Annotated in this window: 17 protein-coding genes; 4 read left to right on the top strand and 13 right to left on the bottom strand. The window is 66.4% G+C overall.

Going from position 1 to position 26,073, the window contains the following annotated elements:
* Positions 1-9: 9 nt before the first annotated feature.
* Entirely contained in the window at positions 10-963 is a 954-nt protein-coding gene (locus QW887_RS21695; protein WP_315713416.1) for a sugar-binding protein, read from the bottom strand.
* Positions 964-1,469: 506 nt separating this feature from the next.
* Positions 1,470-3,749 carry a fused MFS/spermidine synthase gene (locus QW887_RS21690; protein WP_315713417.1) on the bottom strand — a complete coding sequence of 760 codons (2,280 nt, stop codon included), beginning with the start codon at positions 3,747-3,749 and terminating at the stop codon, positions 1,470-1,472.
* Between the two features lie 200 nt (positions 3,750-3,949).
* Here QW887_RS21690 and QW887_RS21685 point away from each other — a divergent pair, with 200 nt between their 5' ends.
* Positions 3,950-5,551 (top strand): NAD(P)/FAD-dependent oxidoreductase, encoded by a 1,602-nt coding sequence (locus QW887_RS21685; protein WP_315713418.1) that lies wholly within the window; start codon positions 3,950-3,952, stop codon positions 5,549-5,551.
* Between the two features lie 175 nt (positions 5,552-5,726).
* On the opposite strand, the gene QW887_RS21680 is transcribed toward QW887_RS21685, so the two are convergent.
* Positions 5,727-5,891: a Flp family type IVb pilin gene (locus QW887_RS21680; protein ID WP_315713419.1), complete on the bottom strand. Its 165-nt coding sequence runs from the start codon at positions 5,889-5,891 to the stop codon at positions 5,727-5,729.
* A 267-nt stretch (positions 5,892-6,158) separates the two neighbouring features.
* Between QW887_RS21680 and QW887_RS21675 the strand changes: the two genes are divergently transcribed.
* The 3 genes from QW887_RS21675 to QW887_RS21665 all read left to right on the top strand — a co-directional run bounded on the left by QW887_RS21675 (position 6,159) and on the right by QW887_RS21665 (position 10,789).
* Positions 6,159-7,055, top strand: coding sequence for a 50S ribosomal protein L11 methyltransferase (locus QW887_RS21675; protein ID WP_316184002.1), 897 nt, complete (start codon positions 6,159-6,161; stop codon positions 7,053-7,055).
* 512 nt (positions 7,056-7,567) lie between these two features.
* On the top strand, positions 7,568-9,391 hold the full coding sequence (locus QW887_RS21670) for an aminopeptidase P family protein (protein WP_316184003.1): 1,824 nt from the start codon (positions 7,568-7,570) through the stop codon (positions 9,389-9,391).
* Between the two features lie 120 nt (positions 9,392-9,511).
* The gene (locus QW887_RS21665; protein ID WP_316184004.1) at positions 9,512-10,789 is read left to right on the top strand and encodes a multidrug effflux MFS transporter; all 1,278 of its coding nucleotides are present in this window, start codon (positions 9,512-9,514) and stop codon (positions 10,787-10,789) included.
* Between the two features lie 192 nt (positions 10,790-10,981).
* Here QW887_RS21665 and ligA read toward each other — a convergent pair whose 3' ends face one another.
* The 10 genes from ligA to murC all read right to left on the bottom strand — a co-directional run bounded on the left by ligA (position 10,982) and on the right by murC (position 25,808).
* Positions 10,982-13,129, bottom strand: coding sequence for an NAD-dependent DNA ligase LigA (ligA, locus tag QW887_RS21660; RefSeq protein ID WP_316184005.1), 2,148 nt, complete (start codon positions 13,127-13,129; stop codon positions 10,982-10,984).
* A 107-nt stretch (positions 13,130-13,236) separates the two neighbouring features.
* The gene (gene recN / locus QW887_RS21655) at positions 13,237-14,910 is read right to left on the bottom strand and encodes a DNA repair protein RecN (RefSeq protein WP_315713425.1); all 1,674 of its coding nucleotides are present in this window, start codon (positions 14,908-14,910) and stop codon (positions 13,237-13,239) included.
* A 125-nt stretch (positions 14,911-15,035) separates the two neighbouring features.
* Positions 15,036-15,926, bottom strand: a complete 891-nt coding sequence (locus QW887_RS21650; RefSeq protein ID WP_315713426.1) for an outer membrane protein assembly factor BamD — start codon at positions 15,924-15,926, stop codon at positions 15,036-15,038.
* 391 nt (positions 15,927-16,317) lie between these two features.
* Complete coding sequence (lpxC, locus tag QW887_RS21645; protein ID WP_315713427.1) at positions 16,318-17,277, bottom strand: UDP-3-O-acyl-N-acetylglucosamine deacetylase; 960 nt, start codon at positions 17,275-17,277, stop codon at positions 16,318-16,320.
* 346 nt (positions 17,278-17,623) lie between these two features.
* Positions 17,624-19,462 carry a cell division protein FtsZ gene (gene ftsZ, locus QW887_RS21640; protein WP_315713428.1) on the bottom strand — a complete coding sequence of 613 codons (1,839 nt, stop codon included), beginning with the start codon at positions 19,460-19,462 and terminating at the stop codon, positions 17,624-17,626.
* 90 nt (positions 19,463-19,552) lie between these two features.
* Positions 19,553-20,872 carry a cell division protein FtsA gene (gene ftsA / locus QW887_RS21635; protein WP_315713429.1) on the bottom strand — a complete coding sequence of 440 codons (1,320 nt, stop codon included), beginning with the start codon at positions 20,870-20,872 and terminating at the stop codon, positions 19,553-19,555.
* Positions 20,869-21,918, bottom strand: a complete 1,050-nt coding sequence (locus QW887_RS21630) for a cell division protein FtsQ/DivIB (RefSeq protein ID WP_316184008.1) — start codon at positions 21,916-21,918, stop codon at positions 20,869-20,871. The genes ftsA and QW887_RS21630 overlap by 4 nt, the downstream gene beginning before the upstream one ends.
* A gap of 288 nt (positions 21,919-22,206) precedes the next feature.
* Positions 22,207-23,208 carry a D-alanine--D-alanine ligase gene (locus QW887_RS21625; RefSeq protein WP_316184010.1) on the bottom strand — a complete coding sequence of 334 codons (1,002 nt, stop codon included), beginning with the start codon at positions 23,206-23,208 and terminating at the stop codon, positions 22,207-22,209.
* A 70-nt stretch (positions 23,209-23,278) separates the two neighbouring features.
* Positions 23,279-24,202 carry a UDP-N-acetylmuramate dehydrogenase gene (gene murB / locus QW887_RS21620; protein WP_316184011.1) on the bottom strand — a complete coding sequence of 308 codons (924 nt, stop codon included), beginning with the start codon at positions 24,200-24,202 and terminating at the stop codon, positions 23,279-23,281.
* 202 nt (positions 24,203-24,404) lie between these two features.
* Complete coding sequence (gene murC, locus QW887_RS21615; protein ID WP_315825274.1) at positions 24,405-25,808, bottom strand: UDP-N-acetylmuramate--L-alanine ligase; 1,404 nt, start codon at positions 25,806-25,808, stop codon at positions 24,405-24,407.
* Positions 25,809-26,073: the final 265 nt, after the last annotated feature.

Genomic DNA, 26,073 nt, shown 5'->3' with positions numbered 1-26,073 from the left:
GCCGTCGCGCTACTTCTTCAGCATCTGCTTCATCTGCGCCATGAAGTCGTCGACGTTCGACTTCTCGATCACCTTGCCGGGCACGATGATGATGCCGTTCGCCGGCACGCCCGACTTGTCGCCCTCAACGACCTTCGCCATCAGCTTCATGCCCTGATAGCCCCACTCGAACGGCTGCTGCACGACGGTGCCCTCGATCGCGCCGTCCTTGACGCCGCCGAGCGTGATCGGATCCTCGTCGAAGCCGATGATCTTGATCTTGCCGAGCTTGCCGGCCTCCTTCAGCACCTCATAGATGCGCGGGGTGTTGTAGGAATAGAAGCCGACCAGGCAGCTCACGTCCGGCATCGCTGCCAGGATGTCCTCGACATTGCGCTTGGCCCGGGTCTGGTCGATCTCGTCGCCGCGCACGTCGACCAGTTCGACCTTCGATCCCTTGATGGTCTCCTTCACGCCTTCGATGCGCTCGCGAGCGTTGTCAGCCCCGAGCAGGCCGACGAAGCCGACACATTTGCCGCCGTTCGGGAGCGCCTTCAGCATCAGCTTGCCGGCATCCTTGCCGAGCTCGGTATTGGAGGAGCCGATATAGGCGATGCGTTTGGATTGCGGGGCGTCGCTGTCGGTGGTGAAGAGCACCGTCTGTGCCGCAATCTTGTTGAGGTGCTCAGTCTGGTTCTTCGGATCGACGGCGCTCACCATGATTCCGGCGGCCCCGGCCGCGACGAGGTCATCCAGCATCCGCTGCTGCACGGCGGCTGCCGCCTGCTCGGGATATTTGAGCTGCAGGTTGTAATTGGGCAACTCGCCCTGCGCCTTCTTCACGCCGGCCTCGGCGATCTTCCAAAAGTCGGAGGCACCGTTGACGACGAAGGCGAGGACCTTCTTGTCCGCGGCTCCCGCGGAGCCGAGACCGAGCGCCATCGACAACAAGGCAGACGCACCGGCAATCCAAAGACGCTTCATTGAACCCCTCCCATGTGAAGCCGGCCTGCTTTGATGCGGCCGGCATTTGGTAGTCGAACGATATCTAGTCGCGAACAGTCGTCTCTCGTCCGAACCGCTGGCTCCGCCCGGACGAACAGCACCTCGATCTGGACAGCGTCCGCGCGATCGTTCGCTCAGGGCAAGACGACCAGACCGGTCCCTCACCGCTCAGTTTGCGATCCAGCTCGACTGCGCGTGCGTGCCCCAACCCACCCATTCGAAGACGCGCAAAGTACCGACCTCAAATGAGGGGCGCACCTCAAGGTAGCATGGTCATGACGGGCACGCAACAGAGGCCCGCGCAGAAAGCGCGAAACCACTGCGTTTTGCGATGCGGTACAGCAAAGTCGGCGATCAGACGCTCGAGAAATCGATGCGGCAATGCAACCGAGGCCCGCCGCTGACGAGGCGCGCACCTCTTTGGGCGCAGACGCCATCATCACGGCGATCCAGGCCCGGCGACGTCGAACGGCGGCAGTGCCCTGTTACTCGCCGTCGCGAAGCCGCCGATACACCGCGCCGAGAATGTTCGAATAATCGTCGGTCCAGACCCGTTCGCCGTCGGTCGGCTCAGTTTCGGTCCACTTGTCCGAGGAGGCCAGCTTGCCGACGTCGGCGTCCTCGCGCGCGCTGATGACGACGTCGGTGGAGAAGATGTACTCGTCGTCGCGGCCGGAGTCCTCGTTGTAGACCCAGCTCTTCAGGTCGTTGGCGTCGGCGATGCCGACGACGACGCTCTCCAGCTCCAGATGGCGATTGGAGACGTGCATCACGACGGCGCCCTGCGGCGCCAGCTTCGCCTTGTAGATCGCCATCGCCTCCTCCGTCGCCAGATGGATCGGAATCGCATCCGAGGAATAGGCGTCGACGATGATCAGATCGTAGGCGCCGTCCGGCTCCTTGGCAAAGGTCAGCCGGGCATCGCCGATGACGGGCTTGATGTCCGGCGCGCAGTTCCTGATGTAGCTGAAATATTTCGTGTCGCTGGCGGTGTCGACCATGGTCTGATCGATCTCGAAGAATTTCCAGCTCTCGCCAGGCTCGGCTGCGCATGTGAGCGTGCCGGCGCCGACGCCGATGACGGCGACCTTGAGCGGCGCGCCCTTGCGCTCCCGGATCGCGGTGATGGCGCGGCCGATGCCGCCGTCCTTGTGATAGTAGGTGATCGGCTCGGGCCGCCCCGTCACCTTGGAGCCATCGGCGTTGAGATATTTCTGCGCGCCGTGAATGGTCGTGCCGTGCATCAGCACGTGGTAGTGCCCGTCCGATGTCACCACGATCTTGTGCACACCGAAGAAGCTGCGCACCGTCTCGACGCGGCCGTCATCGGCCGGATAGGCGCGGATCAGGACGAGCGCGAGCGCGGCCGTCGCGAACACCTTCCAGCGGCCACCGTTCAGCAGCAGAGCGAGCAGCGCTGCGAGCACGCCTACGGCGCCCGCGACATAGACGCGGTGGTCCTCGAGATAGGTCGTGACCTTGCCGGTCATGCCGGCGGGCACCAGCAGCGCGACGGCGATGACCGCGAGCGGGAGCCAGTACCAGCGCGTGATCCCGGGCAAGCGCTCGTTGGCCGCGGGCCGGCACAGCGCCGCCAGCGCCAGCAGGATCGGATATTCGGCAACCCATGAGAAGGTGAAGGGGGCGATCAAGCCGGCGAACAGGCCGCCGACCATGCCACCGAACGACAGCGCGACATAGAAGCCGGTGAGATATTTGGCCGGCGGGCGCGTGCGCGCGAGCTCGCCATGGCAGGCCATGGCGATGATGAAGAAGCAGAGCTGGTGACCGCCGAGCGTGAGCGCGAGATTCTGCTCGCCGCCGAAGGCGAGCAGCACGACGACGCCGGCGATCGCCAGCGGCTGCAGCGCCAGCATCCATTTGTGCGGCAGCAGCGGCCGCGACTGGAACACCAGCACCCAGGTCAGCAAATAGAGCGACAGCGGCAGCACCCATAGCAAGGGGGCGGCCGCGACGTCGGTGGAGATGTGCGCGGTCACCGCGATCAGCAGGCCGGAAGGCACTGCGGCCAGGAAGATCCAGCGCAGGCGCAGCAGCCAGCGTGGCGCCGGCGCATGGCTCTCCTCGGTCTGCAGCAGGCTCGTCACGATCACGGGCGACCGCAACAGCAGGACGCCGCAGCCGGCGATCAGCGCGATCAGGAGGCCATAGCCACCGGTCCAGATCAGGTTCTGCATGCGCAGGCTGAAGATCGGCTCGATCAGCAGAGGATAGGACAGCAGCGCCAGAAAGCTGCCGATGTTCGACGACGCATAGAGGAAATACGGGTCGGGCGCGGCCGGATGACCCGTGCGCACGAACCACGCCTGCAGCAGCGGATTGTTGGCGGCGAGCGCGAAAAACGGCAGGCCGATCGACACGGTGAACAGGCCGAGCAGCCACAGCCCGTAGCCCGAGGTCGGCGGATCGCCCCAGCTACTCGCGATCGACAGCGGCAAGCCCAGGATTGCGAAACCGAGCAGCAGCAGATGAATCGCGATCGGCAGCACCCGGCTGCGCAGCTGGGTGAGAAAATGCGCATAGGCGTAGCCCGCCAGCAGCAGGGTCTGGAAGAACACCATCGCCACCGACCACACCGCCGGCGAGCCGCCGAGCCGCGGCAGCACCATCTTGGTGAACAGCGGCTGCACCGAGAACAACAGCAGCGCGCTGACGAAAATGGCGGCGGTATAGACGACGAGCACCAGCCGGTTGCGTGCGGCGGAGGGCTGAGCGACGGCGGCGGGCGAGGCGATTGAGGTCATGACAACTCCGGCAGCAGCGCGGCCGGCATCAGATGCCGAGGCCGGACCGCGATGAGCAGACGAGACATAGCGGATCGCAGGGCGGTATGGCGAGCAGCTGAGGCAAAATGGAGTTTTCCTTGACGTCGCAGCCTTCCGGCGCGACAGCACCAGCCGAGGTTCCCGGTGCGGGCCATTAAACAGGGCTTCTTGAAGCTGACATGAATGAAACCGACGTCATCATCATCGGCGCGGGCCACAACGGCCTGACCTGTGCGGCCTATCTCGCCATGGCGGGCCTGCGGGTGCATGTGGTCGAGCGTCGCAAGGTGGTCGGCGGCGCTGCGGTGACCGAGGAGTTTCATCCGGGCTTCCGCAACTCCGTCGCGTCCTACACGGTGAGCCTGCTCAATCCGCGCGTCATCTCCGACCTGAAGCTGCTCGAGCACGGGCTCGAGATCGTCGAGCGCCGGGCGCAGAACTTCCTGCCCTCGCCGGACGGTCGCTATCTGCTGACGGGCGAGGGTCGCACGCTGGCTTCGGTTGCGCGGCTGAGCCAGCGCGACGCCGACGCGATCGGCCCGTTCTCGGCCCGGCTCGAGGCGATCGCGGATGTGCTTCGCAGCCTCGTGCTGCGGGCGCCACCGAATCTGGTCGCCCAGTTCGGGCTGTCGGCGATCCGCGAGGCGTTCAACGCGCTCGGCACCGCCAACACCCTGCGCGCACTGTCGCTGGAGCAGCAGCGCGACCTGCTCGACCTTTTCACGCGCTCGGCCGGCGAGATGCTCGACGAGATCTTCGAGACCGACCTGGTGAAGGCGCTGTTCGGCTTCGATGCCATCGTCGGCAACTATGCCAGCCCCTACGCTGCCGGCTCGGCCTATGTGATGCTGCATCACGCCTTCGGCGAGGTGAACGGCAAGAAGGGCGTCTGGGGCCATGCGATCGGCGGGATGGGCGCGATCACGCAGGCGATGGCCGGGTGCCTGAAAGAGCTGGGAACGCTGGTCGAGGTCGAGGCCGGCGTGCGCGAGGTGATCGTCGAGCGCGACCGCGCGGTCGGCATCGTGCTCGAGGATGGCCGCACCATCCGCGCCCGCCACGTCGTCGCCAACGTGAACCCGAAGCTGCTGTATACGCGCCTGGTGCCGGCCGGTGCCGTGCCCGAGCCGTTCCTGAGCCGCATCCGGAACTGGCGCTGCGGTTCGGGCACGTTCCGCATGAACGTGGCGCTCGACCGGCTGCCCTCGTTCAGCGCGCTGCCGGGCGAAGGCGACCATCTGTCCGCGGGAATCATCCTTGGCCCGAGCCTCGGCTACATGGACCAGGCCTATCTCGACGCGCGGGCGCATGGCTGGAGCCGCGATCCCGTGGTCGAACTGCTGATCCCCTCCACGCTCGACCCGACGCTGGCGCCCGCGGGCCGGCACGTCGCCAGCCTGTTCTGCCAGCATGTCGCGCCCGAGCTGCCGGACGGCCGCTCCTGGGACAATCATCGCGACGAGGTCGCCGACCTGATGATCGCGACCGTCGACCGCTATGCGCCGGGCTTTGCGGCCAGCGTGCTCGGCCGGCAGGTGCTGTCACCGCTCGACCTCGAACGCCAGTTCGGGCTGATCGGTGGCGACATCTTCCACGGCGCGCTGACCTTGAACCAGTTGTTCTCGGCCCGCCCCATGCTCGGTCACGCCGACTATCGCTCGCCGCTGAAGGGGCTCTACCATTGCGGCTCGGGCAGCCACCCCGGTGGCGGCGTCACCGGCGCCCCCGGCCACAATGCGGCCCAGGCGATCCTGGCGGACCATCGCGCGTTGTTCGGCTGAGGATAAGGGGTGGAAAGGCGCGGCACACCCCTGTGGACAAGCGGTGGATCAACCGCCAAAGAAGCAGTGCACGGCCGTGTGGATATGCTGTGGACCCGGCGTTCGATACGCCCTCTCAAGAGCAGAAAAACCGGGCGCTGAGGCCCGGTTCTTCGAGGACGCCGCGGCGGTCGGATTACTTCAGCGACGTGTTGATCGATTCGAACTTGCTGCTGAGCGAGCTGCCCAGGCCGTTGACGGCGGCAATGATCGCCAGCGAGATGCCCGCTGCAATCAGGCCGTATTCGATGGCGGTGGCGCCGGATTCATCACGCAAGAACTTCGACAGAATGGACTTCATCTGAACCTCGTTTCCCAACCCAGGAACCGAGGATCATCCGGTTCCCATGACGGGAAAATTAGGGGCCAGGACCCTAAAGTCGGGATAATGCCCCCAGTTCAAGTTGCAGAGATTCTTCGCTGCAATTGAACCTCAACTTTTATTCGGATCAGGAAAGGCATTATACAACCGCCGGATGTGCAGATCCGGCCGCATTGCGGCCCTATCGCTTGCGTTGGCAGGCAATTCCCTTAACCACGCCGTCAAATCTCGCCAGGATCCACCTTGATGACCTCAACGACCACGCCCGCCACCCACAAGGCCAGCTTCACGGTTGCCGATGAAGCGACCGCCCGCCCGGCGGTCGACGTCCTGACCGAGGTGTTCTTCGAGGGCGACGCGGCGGTGGCGGCGTTCGAGCGTCCGGACGGGCGCTGGGACGTCACGGTTCATTTTGCCGACCCGCCCGACCAGGCGCTGGTGCGCGAGTTGGTCGGCGGGGCGGCAGGCTCCGACGTGGCCCAGACCCTGGCGTTCGAGGTCGTCGAGGCCAAGGACTGGGTCAAGGCCAGCCTGGACGACCTTGTTCCGGTGCCGGCCGGCCGTTTCATGGTCCATGGCAGCCATGACCGGCAGCGGGTGCCCGGCAACAAGCTCGGGATCGAGATCGAGGCGGCGCTCGCCTTCGGCACCGGCCACCACGGCACCACCCGCGGCTGCCTGCTGCTGCTCGATCACGTGCTCAAGACGCGCGCGCCGCGACGGGTGCTCGACCTCGGCACCGGAACCGGCGTGCTCGCCATCGCCGCCGCCAAGGCGACGCACCGGTCCGTGCTGGCGAGCGACATCGATGCGCCCTCGGTCATGGTGGCGCGGGAGAACGCCCAGCTCAACGGCGCAGGCCCCCTGGTCCGGGTCATCCGCGCCACCGGCTTCGCCGCCCCGGACTTTGCCCGGTGCGGCCCGTTCGACCTGGTGCTGGCGAATATCCTGGCCAACCCGCTGCGCCAGCTGGCCGCGCCGATGCTGCGCCACCTCGCGCCTGGAGCCTTCGTGATCCTGTCGGGCCTGTTGACCCCGCAGGCACGCGCCGTCCGCGCCGCCTATCGTGCTCGCGGCCTGGTTCCGATCCGGCATTTGAGAATCGAGGGGTGGAGCAGCCTCTTGCTGCAGAAGCAGCAGTAAGGCGGATCAGCTCGCGGCGTGGATCGAACCTGCACGCTAACCTTCACGCTGGTGCGGCAAGCTCGCGACTACGTCTTCGGCTGGCTCTGCTGGGAGGTGGAGTCGGACTGATTACGCGAGGCACGTCGACCGCGCGGCGCAACGAGACGATTGACGAGATCGGCCAGCGCGCTGCGCGGCTTCTCGGCCGGTGCGGACGCCGGTCCGCTTGGCGCGGGCGCCGATAGTTTTTCGAAGGTAAAAGCAGGCATCGTGCATCCCCTCGCCGTTGAGTTGAGGCACTCCCCGGATCATGCGACCGACCGCGGATGATCTTTACGATCGCGGTCGTCACGTCCATACGTTTCCTCGCCGCACCTCTTTCGGATGACTGGCATGCGACAGCAAATCTTTTTGCACAGGCGAATGCAAGGAGATTCTTCGTGCACTGCACTGTCGGCTGAAGGAGTATTCGTCGCCGACGCGGCAAGATCCACTTCTGCGGCAGGATCCACTTCTAAAGTATGAGACCGATGTTCGAAGCTCTGTTCCAGACGTTCGAAGAACCCGAAACCGGCGTGGCGCTGACCGCGCGGCTGGCCGCGCTCCGCGAAGAGCTGGCCAGCCGCAAGCTCACCGGATTCATCGTGCCTCGCGCCGACCAGCAGCAGAACGAATATGTGCCGCCATCGGAGGAAAGGCTGGCATGGCTGACCGGCTTCACCGGCTCGGCCGGCCTCGCGATCGTGCTGCCGCAGGCAGCCGCGATATTCGTCGACGGCCGCTATACGCTGCAGGCCGGCAAGCAGGTCGACGGCAAGGCCTGGATGGTGGAATCGCTGATCGAGCCGCCGCCCGAGAGTTGGCTGACGCGACACCTGCAGAGCGGTGACCGCGTCGGCTTCGATCCGTGGCTGCATACGACGGCCGCGGCCGAACGTCTGGCCGCCGCTTGCGCCAAGGCGGGCGCGGAGCTGGTGCCGGTCGAGCGCAACCCGGTCGACAGCATCTGGACCGAACGGCCGCTGCCGCCGCTCGGCGCCGTCTCCATCCACGGCGCGGAATTGTCCGGCGAGAGCGAGGCGGACAAGCTCGGCCGGATCCGCCAGGAGATCGAGCGCCTCGGGGTCGAGGCGCTGGTGCTGTCCGATTCCCACAACGTCGCCTGGACCTTCAACATCCGCGGCGCCGACGTCTCGCACACGCCGCTGCCGCTGTCCTATGCGCTGGTGCCCAAGGCCGGACGTCCGACGATCTTCATCGATTCCCGCAAGCTCTCGAACCTGACGCGCGATCATCTCGAGCAGAGCGCTGATGTGGCGGAGCCGGACACGCTGACACTGCGCCTGAGCGAGCTCGCACAATCCGGCGCTGCCGTCGCGCTCGACAGCGCCACGGCCGCCGATGCCCTGACGCGGCTGATCCAGGGCGCCGGCGGCAAGGCGGTGCGCGGCGCCGATCCGGTCAGCCTGCTCAAGGCCGCCAAGAACGCGGTGGAGATCGACGGCACGCGGCGCGCCCATCAGCGCGATGCGGTGGCGCTGGCGCGCTTTCTCGCCTTCATCGATCGCGAGGCGCCGAAGGGCACGTTGACCGAGATCGATGCGGTCGAGGCGCTGGAGAGCTTTCGCCGCGACACCGGCGCGCTCAAGGACGTGTCGTTCCCGACCATCTCGGGCACCGGCCCGAACGGCGCGATCGTGCATTATCGGGTCACCCGCAAGAGCAACCGCCGCATCATGCCGGGCGATCTGCTGCTGATCGATTCCGGCGCGCAATATCAGGACGGCACCACTGACGTCACCCGCACGATCGCCGTGGGCGCGCCGACCGCGGAGATGCGCGACCGCTTCACCCGCGTGCTGCGCGGCCACCTCGCGATCGCACGCGCGATCTTCCCCGACGGCACCACCGGTGCGCAGCTCGACACCTTGGCGCGGCAGTTCCTGTGGCAGGCGGGCATCGATTTCGAGCACGGGACCGGCCACGGCGTCGGCAGCTATCTGTCCGTGCACGAGGGACCCGCGCGCATCTCGAAGCTCGGCACGACACCGCTGAAGCGCGGCATGATCCTGTCCAACGAGCCCGGCTACTACAAGACCGACGCCTTCGGCATCCGCATCGAGAACCTTGAGCTCGTTGTGGCGAAGGACGTCGCGGGCGCGGAGAAGCCGATGAACGGCTTCGAGGCGCTGACCCTGGCGCCGATCGACCGCCGCCTGATCGATGTCGTCATGCTGACCGCCGAGGAACGGGCATGGCTCGACGCCTATCATGCCCGGGTCAGGGAAACCGTCCGTGCAGCGCTCGACGACAGCGACCAGCGCTGGCTCGATCAGGCGACTGCGCCACTGTAGTCATCCGGACTGTCCAGCTACGAACTGTCCCGCTGCCCGCATGGGCGCATGCCGAAACAGGCATTTCCGCGAAGCGGAAGGCCGCTACAGTCAGGGCGTTCACCCGATTTGAGCGGCACCATGCATGGAATGATCAGCAGACCGCCCGGGGCGGCGCCACCGCGCGCCGTCCCCTCGCGCACCGTGCTGGTCCTCCTGGTCGTCATGACCGGGCTGGCGCCTATCTCGCTTTACCTGCTGGTGCCGGCCCTGCCGCTGCTCGCGACCACGTTCGGGCGCGACGCCTCCGTCGTGCAGATGACGGTGTCGTTCTACATGGCCGGCATCGCGATCTCGCAGCTGCTGCTCGGGCCGCTGTCGGACCGCTTCGGCCGCCGCCCCGTGATGCTCGCAGGGCTCGCGCTCTCGATCGTCGCGAGCGTCAGCTGCATCTTCGCCGACACCCTGCCCCAGCTGATCGCGGCGCGCTTCTTCCAGGCGCTCGGCGGCGCCAGCGGCATGGTGATCAGCCGCGCCATCATCCGCGATCTCTATCCGCGCGAGCGCATCGGCGCGATGATCAGCCTCGTCGTCGCGGTGATGATGATCGCGCAGATGCTGTCGCCGCTGACCGGCGGCCTGATCGAGATCGCGTTCGGCTGGCACGCCATCTTCTATGTCGTCGCCGCGCTGTCGATCGTGATCGCGATCGCCGTGACCATGGCGCTGCCGGAGACCCGCCCTGCCCGCATCGAAGGCGCGAGCTTCCGCCGCGACGTCGCCATGCTGGTGAAGAGCCGCGCCTTCCTCGGCTACATGCTGTGCCAGGTGCTGGCCTCGCAGATCATCTTCGCCTTCGCCGGCGGCGGGCCGTATATCGTCGAGGTGCAGATGGGCCGCTCCTCGGCGGAGTATGGCGCGTGGTTTGCGACCACCGGCTTCGCCTATTTCGTCGGCAACCTGTTCTGCGTGCGCTACGCGCCGCGCCATTCGCTCGATCGGCTGATCTGGTTCGGACTGGGGCTGCAGCTCACCAGCGCCGCGCTGAACTTCACATGGAGCCTGTTCGGCGTCAACCAGGTGCCTTCGGTGCTGTTCGGCACGCAGATGCTGCTGATGTTCGCCAATGCCGCCGTGATGGCGAACTCTGCCGCCGGCGCCATCAGCGTCCGGCCGGGCGCGGCGGGCACCGCCTCCGGCGCGATGGGCTTCCTGCAGATGGGCGTGGGCGCGCTGACGTCGCAGCTCGGCGCCTGGCTCGGCGGCCATTTCAGCAGCACGCTGCCGCTGACGTCAGCGATGCTCACCCTGTCCCTCGCCTGCGCCTGCAGCATGATCTTCCTGGTTCCGCGCACGCAGATGAAGGTGACGAAGGAGCTGATCGAGACGGCGGAAGAGGACGAAGCCGGGGTAATGTGAAGGAGGTGCGTGAGCGACTGCACGACCGCGCGTCATTCTCGGCGTCATACCCGCGCAGGCGGGTATCCAGCAGGCCGAAGCGTCTCGGCTCTATGACAAATGCCTCTGGAATACTGGATCATCCGCTTTCGCGGATGATGACAATTGTTGGGGTCTCATCCAGCGTCTGTCGCAACCGACACTGCGGAGCTGCTACTCCCCGATCAGCTGCAGCCACTCGTCCTCGGTGAGCACCTGCACGCCGTGCTTCTGCGCGTCCTTCAGCTTTGATCCCGCGCCGGGACCGGCGACGACGTAGTCCGTCTTCTTCGACACCGAGCCCGAGACTTTCGCGCCGAGCCGCTCGGCGGTCGCCTTGGCCTCATCGCGCGTCATCTTTTCCAGCGTGCCGGTGAATACCACGGTCTTGGTCGCGATCGGCGAATTGCGCTTCGGCTTCTCCGCGTCGAGGATCTTCACCTCTTTCGTCAGCCGCTCGACGATGCCGCGATTATGGTCCTCGCCGAAATAGGCGGCGACGCTCTTGATCACGGTGTCGCCGATCTGGTCGAGCGCATCCATCTCCGCGATCGCCTCCTCGTCGCCGTTGGCGACCTTGAGACAGGCTTCGTGGAACGCATCCCAGGAGCCGTAGCCGCGCGCCAACGCCAGCGCCGTGGTCTCGCCGACATGGCGCATGCCGAGCGCAAAGATGAAGCGCTCCAGCGCGATCTCGCGCCGGGCGTCGATGGCATTGAAGAGATTGCGCACCGAGGTCTCGCCATAGCCCTCGATCTGCTCGAGCTTCAGCTTGCTGTTGCGTGCGGCCAGCGTGAAGATGTCGGCGGGCTCCTTGACCCAGCCCTGGTCGAAGAAGAATTCGATCTGCTTCTCGCCCAGGCCGTCGATGTCGAAAGCGCGGCGCGAGGCGAACAGCTTGAGGTGCTCGATCTTCTGGAACGGACAGGCGAACTCGCCGGTGCAGCGGGCGCGCGAGCCCTCCTCGCCGGTCGCAATCTCCTCCCGCACGACGTCGGTATGCAGCGGGCACGGGCACGTCTTGGGGAAATGGAATTCCTTAGCGTTCTTCGGCCGCTTGTCGATGAGGACGTCGACCACCTGTGGGATGACGTCGCCAGCGCGCTGGATCACGACGGTGTCGCCGATCCGGATGTCGCGGCCCTCGCGCAGAACCTCGCCCTTGTTGCCGATCCCCTTGATGTAGTCCTCATTGTGCAGCGTCACGTTCTGCACGATGACGCCGCCGACTCCGACCGGCTCAAGCTTGCCGACCGGCGTGAACGAGCCGGTGCGGCCGACCTGGATCTCGATGTCCTTGAGCACGGTCATGGCGCGCTCGGCCGGAAACTTGTGCGCGATGCCCCAACGCGGCGTGCGTGACACGAAGCCGAGCCGCTCCTGCCAGTCGATGCGGTCGACCTTGTAGACGACGCCGTCGATGTCGTAGTCGAGCTCGGCACGCTGTTCCTCGATGTGGCGATGGAACGCGATCAGTTCCTCCACCGAGTGGCAGAGCCTGGTGAGCGGATTGGTCGTGAAGCCGCAGCGTTCGAACCATTTGATCATGCCGCTCTGCGTCTCCGCCGGCATCGCGCTCATTTCGCCCCAGGCATAGGCGAAGAAGCCGAGGGGACGCGAGGCGGTGATGGCCGGATCCTTCTGCCGCAGCGAGCCTGCGGCGGAGTTGCGCGGGTTGGCGAAGATGGTGTCGCCCGCTTCCTTCTGGCGCTCGTTGAGCGCGAGGAAGGCCTGCTTGGTCATGTAGACCTCGCCGCGCACTTCGCAGATGTCGGGCAGGTTGCGGCCGTGCAGCTTGTGCGGCACGTCCTTCAGGGTGCGGATGTTGGCGGTGACGTCCTCCCCCTCGGCGCCGTCACCACGCGTCGCGGCGGTGACCAGCTCGCCGCCCTCGTAGCGCAGCGACATCGACAGCCCGTCGATCTTCGGCTCGGCCGAAAAATCGATGCGATCGTCGGCAAGCTTGAGGAAGCGCGCAATGCGGCCGACGAAGTCGCGCACGTCCTCCTCGGCGAAGGCGTTGTCGAGCGACAGCATCGGCACCGCGTGCCGCACTTTCTTGAACCGGCCGGAGGGCGCGGCGCCGACCTTCTGCGACGGAGACTCGCTGCTGACGAGCTCGGGGAAACGCTTCTCGATCGCATTGAAGCGGCGACGCAGCTCGTCATAGGCGGCGTCCGAGATCTTCGGCGCGTCATCCTGATAATAGAGCCTGTCGTGGGTCTCGAGCTCCAGCGCCAGCCGTTTCCATTCCACCTTGGCCTGGGCCTTGGTGAGATCGGCAACGTCGACGGGCTGCTTCGGTTTTGCTGTCTTGGGCATGCGTATGATCTGCTCGTCGTTGCGGGACGGCCCGGAGGCCGTTCCGAAACGACGGTGTACACAATGCGCACGCCGGAGCCAAAGCGTTCGGCCCGCTCCGTTTCCAGCTACGCCGCCGCAGCCTCCAGCAGCCGGTCGGCGGCGGCGCGGGCTTCGGCGGTGACCTCGGCGCCGGCCAGCATGCGGGCGATCTCCTCGCGGCGGTGCAGGGTGGCGAGCGTGTTGACCCGGGTGACGACACGCTTGCCGCGATCCAGCGCATCCTTGGAAATCAGGAGATGCTGGTCCGCCCTGGCCGCGACCTGCGGCGCATGGGTCACGGCCATCACCTGAACCCCGTGCGCGAGCCGCGCCAGCCGGGCGCCGATGGCATCCGCGACCGCGCCGCCAACGCCCGTGTCGATCTCGTCGAACACCAAGGTCGGCGCCGAGCCGCGGTCGGACAGCACGACCTTGAGCGCCAGCAGGAACCGCGACAGCTCGCCGCCCGAGGCGACCTTCATCATCGGGCCCGGCCGCGTGCCCGGATTGGTCTGGACCCAGAACTCGACACGGTCGATGCCCTCCGGCCCCGGCGCCTCGGCGTCGCTGTCGACCTGGGTCATGAACTTGGCGCGCTCCAGCTTGAGCGGGGCGAGTTCGGCATGGACGGCCCGGTTCAGCTTCTCCGCTGACTTGGTCCGCGCCGCCGACAGCTTGGCCGCCGCCGCGGCATAGCGCGCATCGGCTGTTGCCGCCGCCGCCTCCAGCTTCTTCAACTGCTCGGCGCCGGCATCGATCAGGACGACATCCGCGGCATATTTGGCAGCCAAGGCCGCCAGCCCATCCACCGGCGTCGAATATTTGCGCGCAGCCGCGCGCAGCGCGAACAGCCGCTCCTCGATGCGCTCCAGCTCCAGCGGATCGAAATCGGTGGCCGCGAGCGCCACCGTCAGATGCTGATCGGCCTCCTCCAGGGCGTTGATCGCCGAATCGATCGCCTTCACCGCCGGATCGACCAGCGCGGGCGAGCTGACCGCGCGTCGCTCCAGCCGGCGAACGGCCGCGGCCAGCGCGGCGATCGGCGACTGGTTGCCGCTGACCGCATCCTGCGCGTCGCGCAGATCGCCCGCGATCTTCTCGCCCTGCATCATGGCCGTGCGGCGGGCGGCGAGCTGCGTCTCCTCGCCCTCCTTCGGCGCCAGCTTCTTCAGCTCGTCCGAGGCATGCCGCAGATAGTCGGCCTCGCGGGCCGCGCGCTCCATGCCAGCCCGGTGCTCGTCGAGCGCCGTGACCGCGGTCCGGCGGGCCGCCCAGAGGGCCTCGACCGCGGCGACGTCCTTCTCCAGACCCGCAAAGGCATCCAGCAGCCGGCGGTGGGTGGCGGCATCGACCAGCGCACGCTCATCATGCTGGCCATGGATCTCGACCAGGGTGGCGCCGATCGCTTTCAGCGTCTGCACGCTGACCGACTGGTCGTTGATGAAGGCGCGGGTGCGGCCGTCGCCGAACTGGACGCGGCGCAGGATCATCTCGCCATTGGCATCCAGGCCGTTGGCGGCGAGGATCCTGGCCGCGGGATGATCCTTGCCGATCTCGAACACGGCCGTGACCTGCCCCTGGTCGGCCCCGTGGCGCACCAGGCTGGCGTCGCCGCGACCGCCGAGCGCGAGAGCGAAGGCGTCCAGCAGGATCGACTTGCCGGCACCGGTCTCGCCGGTCAGCACCGCAAGTCCATGGGAGAATTCGAGATCGAGTCGTTCGATCAGGACGATGTCACGGATCGACAGTCGCGCCAGCATGGAACCGAAGTCCTTCGTAACGGGGCGGAACGCCCCTGAGCGAACGACTCGATGCTAGCAGCAAATAGAGAACAAAACAAGAATACAGAACAAAGCCAGATCAAACGAGCGATCCGGCCGATTGCTCAGCCCAGGCCGAGCTTCTTGAAGGCGCGCGAGATGTAGGAGCCCTTGTTCTCCTCGGGCTCGACGCCGCCCGACTTCACGAGATTGTAGGCGTCCTTGTACCACTTGCTGTCGGGGAAATTGTGCCCGAGCACGGCCGCCGCGGTCTGGGCCTCGCCGACGATGCCGATCGTCATGTAGGCCTCGGTCAGGCGATACAGCGCTTCCTCGACGTGCCGCGTGGTCTGATACTGCGTCACCACCGCCTTGAAGCGGTTGATGGCGGCCGTGTAGTCGCGCTTCTGCATGTAATAGCGGCCGACATCCATTTCCTTGCCGGCGAGCTGGTCGCGGGCGCCCTCCATCTTGGCCTTGGCATTGGTGGCGTATTCGGAGGTCGGATATTTACGCACCACCTCTTCGAGGGAGGCGATGGCCTTCTCGGTCCGGCCCTGGTCGCGGCTGATGTCCGGGATCTGGTCGTAATGCGAGGCAGCGATCAGGTATTGCGCATAGGCCGCGTCGGGGCTGCCCGGGTGCAGGGTCACGTAGCGGGTGGCGGCGCCGATGCAGCCGTCGTAGTCGCCGGCCTGATAGGAGGCGTAGGCCGACATCAGCAGCGATTTGCGGGCCCAGTCGGAATAAGGATGCTGGCGGTCGACCTCCTCGAACTTCTTGGTCGCGCCTTTGACGTCCTTCTTCTCGTTCATCAGGTACAAGCCCTCATTGTAGAGCTTGTCCGCGGGCTCATCGACGAAGGTGTCGTCCTTGGCGAGGAACTTGTCCCAGAGTCCGCCGGTGCCGCAGCCGCTCAACGGCAGCGCCAGCAGGATCAGCGACGCGGCGAGCCGGAGCCGGCCGATGCTTGCTGCGGGATGACGGAGGTCGCGCGTGAGACGCTGTATCGACATGCTTCTTTGGAACCCGATGCCTGTGATCTGATCTACGCCGTGCACCATGAAGGTCGCTTCATGACCGCGAAGGAAGAGCCCCGCCAGTGGCACGCATCACGCGGCCCCGGCCTCTCTAGCCGAAAACACTTCATCAACCAACCGCATAGGAAGCCAATCCGCCCGGATTAAGGCAACACCGAGGCTGCCGCCACGCATCATGGTTACCGCTGAAGAAGCCGCTGGAAAACATCGAAATGCCGATGATCCAGCCACGGAGAAGACGTGGCCAGTAACAAACATTGACAAAAAAGCAGCCGGAAAAAACCGAACGAAGTCGAAAGCAAAGCTCCCGGCAATGTCGCGCGTCGCGCAACCCCGTCGACGGATCAGCCGAGCGGCAGGACGGCGCTCAGGACACGTCCGGGCCGTAGGCCGGCGCGACCATGCCACCGACCATACCGCCAACGACCTCCGCGGCCACGCGGGGACGCCGCACGGTCTCGCCTTCGACGATCCGCCAAGCCGTGCGATCCGCCATCAGAGCAGTCAGCACCGCATGGTTGAGCTTGTGACCGCCACGGACCGAACGATAGGTTCCGAGCATCGGCAAGCCGGCCAGCGCCAGATCGCCGATCGCATCCAGCACCTTGTGGCGGGCGCATTCGTCGGCGTAGCGCAGACCTTCGGGATTGAGCAGGCGGTCCTCGTCGAACACAAGCGTGTTGTCGAAGGACGAACCGAGCGCGAAGCCGGCGCTCCACAGTCGCGACACGTCGCTCATGCAGCCGAAGGTGCGGGCGCGGGCGATCTCGCGGCGGAAGCGCTCGGGGCTGAGCTCGAAATGATAGGCTTGGCGGCCGATCACGGGGTTGGTGAAATCGATTTCGGCTTCGACCCAGAAGCCGGAGCTGTTGGGACGCAGCTCGCCCGTGGAGGCGCCGATGGTCACCTGGACCGGCTTGAGCACCTGAATGTAGCGCCGCGGAGCCGACTGATTGACGATCCCGGCCTGGTCGATGGCAGCGACGAACGGTGCCGCACTGCCATCCATGATCGGAACCTCGGGGCCATCGACCTCGATCAGCGCATTGTCGACACCCATGCCGCGCAGCGCGGCGAGAACATGCTCGGCGGTGGACACCAGCGGACCGTTGCGGTCACCGAGCACCGTCGCCAACTCGGTGGCGATCACCGAGCCGAAGGACGCCTGGACCTCGCGGTCGGCGCCATCGAGGCCGGTGCGGAGGAACACGATCCCCGCATCGATCGGCGCAGGCCCGATCGTCAGGCTGACAGGCGCGCCAGAGTGGACGCCTACACCGGTGACGGTGGCTTGCGAACGAAGCGTTGTTTGCCGGCTGAATTTCATCGACGATCGCCCAAGACCCCGCCTGATCCCTCGTCAGCCCGCCCCTCGCGAACCGACTCACTTTCAGGCATCCCCAAGTCACGGCAGAACTTAACGAGAGCCCCAAAGAGCGCCAACTCACGCTTCTTTACGGATTGTTACCCCATCTCTGCCGTATTCGCGCCAACCCTTAACCAAACTGGAACGAGGCCTTAACCCTCCCGGTTCCCGATCTAAACACCGAAAGAATAATTAATCATTTAAAATCAGTTAGTTGAGCGGAAATCACGGAGCCCCGGCGGCCCATGGAAAAGGCCCGGCTCTCGCGAGCCGGGCCTGTTCAGCACCATCAGGGCTGTAACAATTCTCAGGTTGCCTGCCGGCGGAGGAAGGCCGGGATATCCAAATGGTCGTCTCCCTGTGGCGCCGGGGACACAGGCGCAGGACGGCCATGGACGTCCAGACCCTGCGGCGCGGGACGGCGGGCATATTCCGAGACAGGCGATTCGTGGCTCGCAACCTGCTGAGCAACGTTCCGCTGCGGCTTACGTTCCGGCAGGGGCGGCATCTGCGGCATGGCAGGACCCGCGGTCCGCACCGGCAGCGGCGGCTCGGCGTCCTCGTCCCGGCGGCCGAGACCGACATTGGCGAGACGCTGCAGCAGCGACATTCGGGTCTTCTGCGGATGCTCGTCGCCCTCGTCGCCCCTCGCCTGACGGATCTCGGCCTGGGCCGGCATCGGCAGGTCCTCGAACTTGGGCATGCGCGGCGCGCGGACGGGAACCCGCTCAGCGGCCTGGGGAATGAAGGTCTCGGGCGGGGCCGCCGGCTCGATCGGAGCCGCGCGCTGCGCCTCGGGCTCCGGGAACAGCGACGGCTTCTGCGCAATCGGGCGGACCGTCACGTCGCCATAAGAGGCTGCCGGCGCCGGAGCAGCCGAGGGCGCCGGCTCGCTTGCCATTGCGGCCGCAACGGCGGCCAGCGTGTCGCGCTCGAGATTCGGCGCCGGACGCGGCGCAGGCGCCATCGGCGCGGGCGCCGCGGCGGCGACGGCCGGAGCCTGCGACGCCTGCTGCTCGAGCTTGGCGGCGCGTTCAGCCAGGCGCTGATTGTCGGCGCGCAGGCGCGCAGTCAGATCGGCGAGGCGGCTTTCAGGGAGACCCGCGGCAGCGGTCGGGGCGGCGGCAATCGGAGCGACAGCCGCCGCCGGCTGTGAGGTCGTGACGTTCCGGTTGAACTGCGCCTGCTCGATGCCGGTCGCGACCACCGAGACCCGAATCAGCCCGTCGAGCGATTCGTCGAAGGTGGCGCCGACGATGATGTTGGCGTCCTGGTCGACCTCCTCGCGGATACGGGTCGCAGCTTCGTCGACCTCGAACAGCGTGAGATCCTTGCCGCCGGTGATCGAGATCAGGAGGCCGCGCGCGCCCTTCATCGACGAATCGTCGATCAGCGGGTTGGCGATGGCGGCTTCGGCGGCGGTGAGCGCGCGCTTGTCGCCGGAGGCTTCGCCGGTGCCCATCATCGCCTTGCCCATCTCACGCATGACAGCGCGGACGTCGGCGAAGTCGAGGTTGATCAAGCCTTCCTTGACCATCAGGTCGGTGATGCAGGCGACGCCGGAATAGAGCACCTGGTCGGCCATCGCGAAGGCGTCGGCGAAGGTGGTCTTCTCGTTGGCGACCCGGAACAGGTTCTGGTTCGGAATGATCAGCAGCGTGTCGACGACCTTGTGCAGCTCGGAGATGCCCGACTCCGCGGTGCGCATGCGGCGCGCGCCCTCGAAGTGGAACGGCTTGGTGACGACGCCCACGGTGAGAATGTTCATCTCGCGCGCGGTCTTGGCAATGACCGGAGCTGCACCGGTGCCCGTTCCGCCACCCATGCCGGCGGTCACGAACACCATGTTGGCGCCCGAGAGATGATCGCGGATCTCGTCGATCACCTCCTGCGCGGCGGCGGCGCCGACGTCCGGCTGCGAGCCGGCGCCGAGGCCTTGGGTCACCTGCGTGCCCATCTGGATGATGCGCTGAGCCTTGGACATGGTCAGCGCCTGCGCGTCGGTATTGGCGACCACGAAGTCCACCCCCTGCAGGCCGGCCGTGATCATGTTGTTGACGGCGTTGCCGCCCGCGCCGCCGACACCGAACACGGTGATCCGGGGCTTCAGCTCGTGGATATCAGGAGGGGTAATAGTGAGTGCCATGATTGCCTCTCGATCACGCGCGGGTGGGTTCGCCCCGGCCGCCGGCCGCGGTTGGTGTTGTTGAAAATCGCATGGGGTGGAAACCGGTCATCAGAAGCCCTCGCGTAGCCATCGTCCGACCTTTCCGAAGTAGCCGTCGGTTCCTGTCCCGACCTGCCGCGTATGCCGCGGTTCGACGTGTTCCAGGTGCGCGTATTGCGGATAGACCAGAAGCCCGGTGGGCACCGCGAAGGCGGCGTTCTTGGCCTCGTTGGGGAGACGGCCGAAACCGAGCGGACGGCCGACGCGCACCGGGCGGTCGAGGATCCGGGTCGCAAGCTCGACCAGCCCCGTCAGCTGGGAGGCGCCTCCGCTAAGGACGACGCGCGCCTTGGGTTCTGCCGCAAAGGGCGAATCCTTCAGCCGGTCGCGGACCATTTCAAAAATCTCCTCTGCGCGGTGCCTGACGATGTTCGCGATGGTGGCGCGGGACACGATCTGCGGAACATCCCGCTCGTTGTCACCGGCCGTCGGAACAGACATCAACTCACGCGCGTCGGACCCGCCAGTCAGCACCGTGCCATATAACGTCTTGATTCGCTCGGCATCTGCAATGCACGCTGATAGTCCGCGCGCAAGATCCATGGTCACGTGATGCCCGCCGAGCGCAAAACCGGAGGCATGGACGAAGCGGCCGCCGGAATAGATCGCGATCGTCGTGGTGCCGGCCCCCATTTCGACCACCGCCGCGCCGAGATCGGCCTCGTCGTCGGTCAGCACCGACAACCCGGCAACATACGGGCTTGCCGCCATGGCCTCGACGTTGAGGTGGCAGCGCTCGACCACGAGCATCAGGTTCTTGGCCACGGTGGCGTCGGTCGTGACGACGTTCATGTCGACGCCGAACTGCCGCGCCAGCATGCCGCGCGGGTCGCGGATGCCCTTCACGCCATCGAGCGTGTAGCCGACGGGCAAGGCATGCAGCACCGCGCGCCCGTCGCCGGTGGCGTGGTGCATGCCGGTTGAGGTCACGCGGCTGACATCGGCCTGGGTCACGGCGCCGCCGCGAATGTCCGAGGTGGCCTCGATCAGATGGCCCATGACGCGGCCGCCGGCGACCGGCAGCAGCACGGACTCGACCCGCACCTTGGCCATGCGCTCGGCAAGCGCGACCGCCTGCCGCACGGCCTGCTCGCATTCGACGGGATCGACGACGGCGCCGGCCTTGACGCCGCGCGACTGGATCTGGCTGTAGCCGATCAGCTCGACCGTGTGGGTGCGGCCGCGCAGCGCGTCGCTGGGCGGCGCCGGCTTCAGCCGCGCGATCATGCAGGCGATCTTGCTGGTGCCGACATCGAGAGAGGCCACAAGCGCGGTGCGCTTCTGGCCCATCGGGCGCGTCTTCGGAGTCTGGCGATCGAAGCCGGTCATGCGTCACCGGCCTTCTTCTTGGACTTCTTGTCCTTGAACAGCTCGTCGTGCGCCTTCGCTGCGTCCTCGGACAGTTGCACCGTCAGCCGGTCCGACAGCCGCAAGTCGATGGCGACGATGTCGCGCGAGAACAGCTTGTCGTCCTGGTCGAGCTGGGTCAGGGTCGCGAGCGCATTACCGACATCGTGCTCGGGCAGGCGAATATCGAGGCCGTCCTTGGTCCGCAGGTTCCAGCGACGCTCGCCGACGAACACGGCGGCCTTGGTGACCGCGCGCACCTGCGGGTAGCGGGCGAGCAGCGCCAGGAAATCACGCGCCCGGCTTTCGGCTCCCTTGCCGACCACGAGCGGCAGGGTCAGGAAACGGCGCGAGACATATTGCTCGAGCACGGCGCCGTCATCGGCGATGACCGAGAGGCGGCCCTCCTGCTGCCAGAGCGCGAACGCCTTGCGCTCGACAACGTCGATCTGGAGTTGATTCGGAAAGAACTTCTGCACCGTGGCTTCGGCGATCCAGGGGTTGGCCTTGAGCCTGTCGCGCACCGCGGCGGCATCGAGGAACAGCAACGAGGAGCGGCCGGTGACGCCGCCGACGGCGAGGATCTCGTCCTGGGTGAGCTGCTTGCGGCCATTGATCGCCACGGCCGTGATGCGGAAGCCGGCCGCATTGGCCAGGGCATTGCGGGTGTCGGACAGGGCCGCGCTGACGTCCTGGGCGTGGCCGCCCTTGACGATGCCGAGCCAGACGCTGCCGAACAAGAGTACCACCGTCGCCACGGTGCCGAGCCGCCGCGGCAGATAGCGCTCGACGAGTTCGACCACGCGCGGCGGCGCCTCGCGCTCGACCATCGGCGCGCGCGCGGCCTGCATCGACGCCAGATCTCTTCGGCTCGACCGCCTGCCTTGCTTCGTGCCGCCGTGCGCGAAGCGGATACGCGGAAGGCGGGCCGAGACATACTCGCGCAGCAGGATTGCCGCGCCAAGGGCAGCGGCTTTCAGGTTCGCTTGAGGCCTCTGCGATCGAGCGAGGCGTCCTGCACCATCCATTGCACGAGCTCATCAAACTGTTGCGCCCGCAGATACTCGCGGACCCACGCCTGCGCTCCCGGCCGGCCGGAGGCTGGTGACGTCGCGATGCGTGACGTCACGACCCGGCAGCCGAGCACCACTGAGGCGCCAGCGTTAACCTTCGGACGTCCTGGTAAACAAAAAGTAAAATCGGTCCGGAGAGACGAATTTTTTCTCCGATTTATGAGGACCTTGCCCGGAATTCTTAAGCATTTTACGGGTTACAGGAACCACCGGGAGACGCCGGGCCGGGTTCCTGCGGGGCGTCTACCGAACGCCGGATCGACGGCTGCGCCCCTCCGCCAAGGCGATCTGCTGATTGAGGAAATCGACAAAAGCGATCCCCTGCGCCGCGAGCGCCTTGGGATACAGCGAGGCCGCGGTCAGCCCGGGCAGCGTATTGGTCTCGAGATAAACGGGACCATTGGCCGAGACGATGAAGTCGGTCCGCGAATAGCCGCCGCAGGACAGCGCGCGATGCGCCTTGATCGCCTCCGTCTGCAGCGCGGCCGTCACCTCCGGACTGAAGCGGCCGGGACAGATCTCCTTCGTCGCCGCGGCGAGGTACTTCGCGAAATAGTTGAAGGCGCCGTCGGCGGGGAGGATCTCGATCGGCGGCAGCGCGATCAGCGAGCCGTCTACCTGTTCGAGCACGCCGCAGGTCGCTTCCGTTCCGGTGACGAACGGCTCGATCAGATACTCCTCGGTCGCGGCCGCCGCTTTGACGGCAACGAGGTCCTGGCTGGTGTTGACGAAGATCAGCCCAAAACTCGATCCGTCCTTCACCGGCTTGGCGATCAGCCGGCCGTAGCGCGCCAGCGCCGCTTCGGCGTCATCGAACGCGACGCCCTCGGCCGCTGTGACCCCGCCGAGCACGGCGAAGCGCTTGGCGGCAACCTTGTCGAAGGCGAGGTGCGAGGCGGCCGAGCTCGAGCCGGTGAACGGCACGCCGCGAAGCTCGCACATCAGTTGAAGCTCGCCATTCTCCGCCCGGCCGCCGTGGAGACCGAGCACCAGAACCCGATCCTCGACCCTGGCGCGATCGAGCGCCTCGGCGAGCGTCCCGATACTCTCACCATCGGCGGTGAACGGCTCCTCGAACGGCTTGGCGTGAGCCATGAGCGCCGGGCCGCTCGCCTGATGCACCGTGTCGTCGGCCTCCCAGAACCAGAGGTCAGCCTCGGGCAGCGCGGCATGCAGCGCTTTGGCGCTGGCGACCGAGACGAGGCGCTCCTTGTTGGAGCCGCCGAACAAAATCGTGGTGCGCATCAATGTCTTCTCGGTTGATCTCACAACCGCAGTCGCGATTGCGCTGACGTCACTTGAGCAGGCGGGGCGATCAGCTCGCCTTGACTCCGATCCGCTTGATCTCCCACTGCAACTCGATGCCCGATTTCGCCTTGACCCGCTCGCGCACGGTCTCGCCGAGAGTTTCGATGTCGTCAGCGGTGGCGTTGCCGGTGTTGATCAGGAAGTTGCAGTGCATTTCTGAAACCTGGGCGCCGCCGACCTTGAGACCGCGGCAGCCTGCGGCATCGACCAGCTTCCAGGCGGAATGTCCCGGCGGATTCTTGAAGGTCGAGCCGCCGGTCTTCTCGCGGATCGGCTGCGCCGTCTCACGATGCGCCTGCACCTCGGCCATGCGCGCCCGGATCGCCTCCGGCGCCGACGGCGTGCCGCGGAAGCGCGCTGCCGTGAAGATTAGCGACGGATCGACGCCGCTCGCGCGATAGGTGAACTTCATCTCGGCATTGTTGAAGCGGTGCGTCTTGCCATGGCGGTCAATCGCGATCGCCTCGACCAGGATGTCCTTTGTCTCGCCGCCATTGGCGCCGGCATTCATCCGCAGCGCGCCGCCGATCGTGCCGGGAATACCGAACAGGAATTCCAGGCCCGCGAGATTGGCCGACGCCGCGATCTCGGCGACGCGCTTGTCGAGCGCGGCGGTGCCGGCGGTCACGATGTCGCCCTCCGCCTTGACCTCGCCGAACGCGCGCGGCGCCAGCCGGATCACGACGCCCGGCACGCCGCCGTCGCGCACGATCAGGTTGGAGCCGACGCCGATGACGTAGAGCGGCAGATCACTGGACAGGTTCTTGAGGAAGTAGGCGAGGTCGTCGGCATCCGCCGGCGTGAACAGCACCTGCGCCGGTCCGCCGACGCGAAACCAGGTGAGAGGCGCGAGACTCTCGTTGGCGAGGAGCCGCCCGCGCAGCTCCGGCATTACGGCTTTGAGCTCGGGCGTAATGTCGGGGAAACTCACGCGGCTGCTCTCACATCGTGCGCCGACATCGTCAGGGTCGGCACGCACTCTCCGTTCCCTCCCCCCTTGTGGGGGAGGGTCAGGGAGGGGGGTGAGCCCCAGGCGCCGGCGCTCGTGGTCCCCCCCTCTCCACCTCTCCCCCACAAGGGGGGAGAGAGCAGAGTATGCCGCGTAGCTGCCAGCTCGCCCAACGACACAGCCCTCATCCCAGCGCCTTCAACTCACCGGGCAGCGCGTAGGCCCATTGCGTGATGTTGCCGGCACCGAGGCACACGACCAGGTCACCGGGCTTGGCGAGACCCTTGACGATGCCGGCGAGATCGGCGGCCTTCGGCAGCGGCACCACGTCGCGATGGCCGTGGGCGCGCAGGCCCAGAACGAAGTGATCGCGATCGATGCCCTCGATCGGCGCCTCGCCGGCCGGATAGACGTCGGCAACGACGACCGCATCGGCGTCGTTGAAGCAGGTGCAGAACTCCTCGAACAGCGATTGCAGCCGGGTGTAGCGATGCGGCTGCACCACGGCGAAGACCTTGCCATTGGTGGATTCGCGCGCCGCCTTCAGTACCGCCGCGATCTCGACCGGATGGTGACCGTAGTCATCGATCACGGTGACGCCATTCCACTCGCCGGTGCGGGTGAAGCGGCGCTTGACGCCGCCGAAGCCGGCAATCGCCTTGCGGATGGCCTCGTCGGACAGGCCGAGCTCGCGCGCGACCGCGATCGCCGCCGTTGCGTTCGAGGCATTGTGCCGGCCTGGCATCGGCAGCGCGATGTCGGCAATCTCGTGCGTCTCACCGCTCTTGCGGTCGCGGAACACGACCTTGAACGACGAGCCGCCGCCCATCGGCGCGAGGTCGACAAGGCGGACATCGGCTTGCGGGTTCACACCGTAGGTGATGATGCGGCGGTCCTCGATCTTTCCGACCAGCGTTTGCACCACCGGATGATCGATGCACATCACGGCGAAGCCGTAGAACGGCACGTTCTCGACGAAGGCGCGGAAGGCGTCCTGCACGGCCTCGAAGGTCTTGAAGTGATCGAGATGCTCGGGATCGACATTGGTGACGATCGCGACATCCGCCGGCAGCTTCAGGAAGGTGCCGTCGCTCTCGTCGGCCTCGACCACCATCCATTCGCCGGCGCCAAGCCGCGCGTTGGTGCCATAGGCATTGATGATGCCGCCATTGATGACGGTCGGATCGAGACCGCCGGCATCGAGCAGCGCCGCGACCATCGATGTCGTCGTGGTCTTGCCATGGGTGCCGGCGATGGCGACGCAGCTCTTCAGCCGCATCAGCTCGGCCAGCATCTCGGCACGCCGGACGACGGGAATGCGCTGGGCGCGCGCCGCCATCAGCTCGGGATTGTCGCGCTTGATGGCGGTCGAGACGACGACGACGTCGGCACCCGCGACGTTCTCGGCCTTGTGGCCGACGCTGACGGTGATGCCCTTCTCGCGCAGGCGTGCGACGTTCGCATTGTCCGAGGCGTCCGAGCCCTGCACCGTATAGCCGAGATTGCACAGCACCTCGGCGATACCGCTCATGCCGATGCCGCCGATCCCGACGAAGTGGATGGGTCCGATCTCGCGCGGCAGTCTCATGGGGCATCTCGTCTCAAGGGTTCCGGGCGCCCGGCGGGAGGGAGCGGCCGCGAATCATCAGCCCTTCTTGCAAGACATGACCGACCTGGACAAGTCCGCCCAGGCCGTAAGAATTGCCAAATTCGCAGGCGTTCGCCCGATTTTGGCCGATTTTGGCAGCCCAGCCGGCGCGGTCGGCCAGGAGTTCCCGCTCGATCCCACCTTCACAAATTGTTAAGCGCGATCACACGCTGCCCCCTCCCAACAGGATACCTGCAATTTTTGC

Origin of the sequence: Bradyrhizobium sp. SZCCHNRI3052 (genome assembly GCF_032484895.1) — a bacterium.
Lineage (GTDB): Bacteria > Pseudomonadota > Alphaproteobacteria > Rhizobiales > Xanthobacteraceae > Bradyrhizobium.
This window is presented reverse-complemented; position numbering and strand designations above follow the sequence as displayed.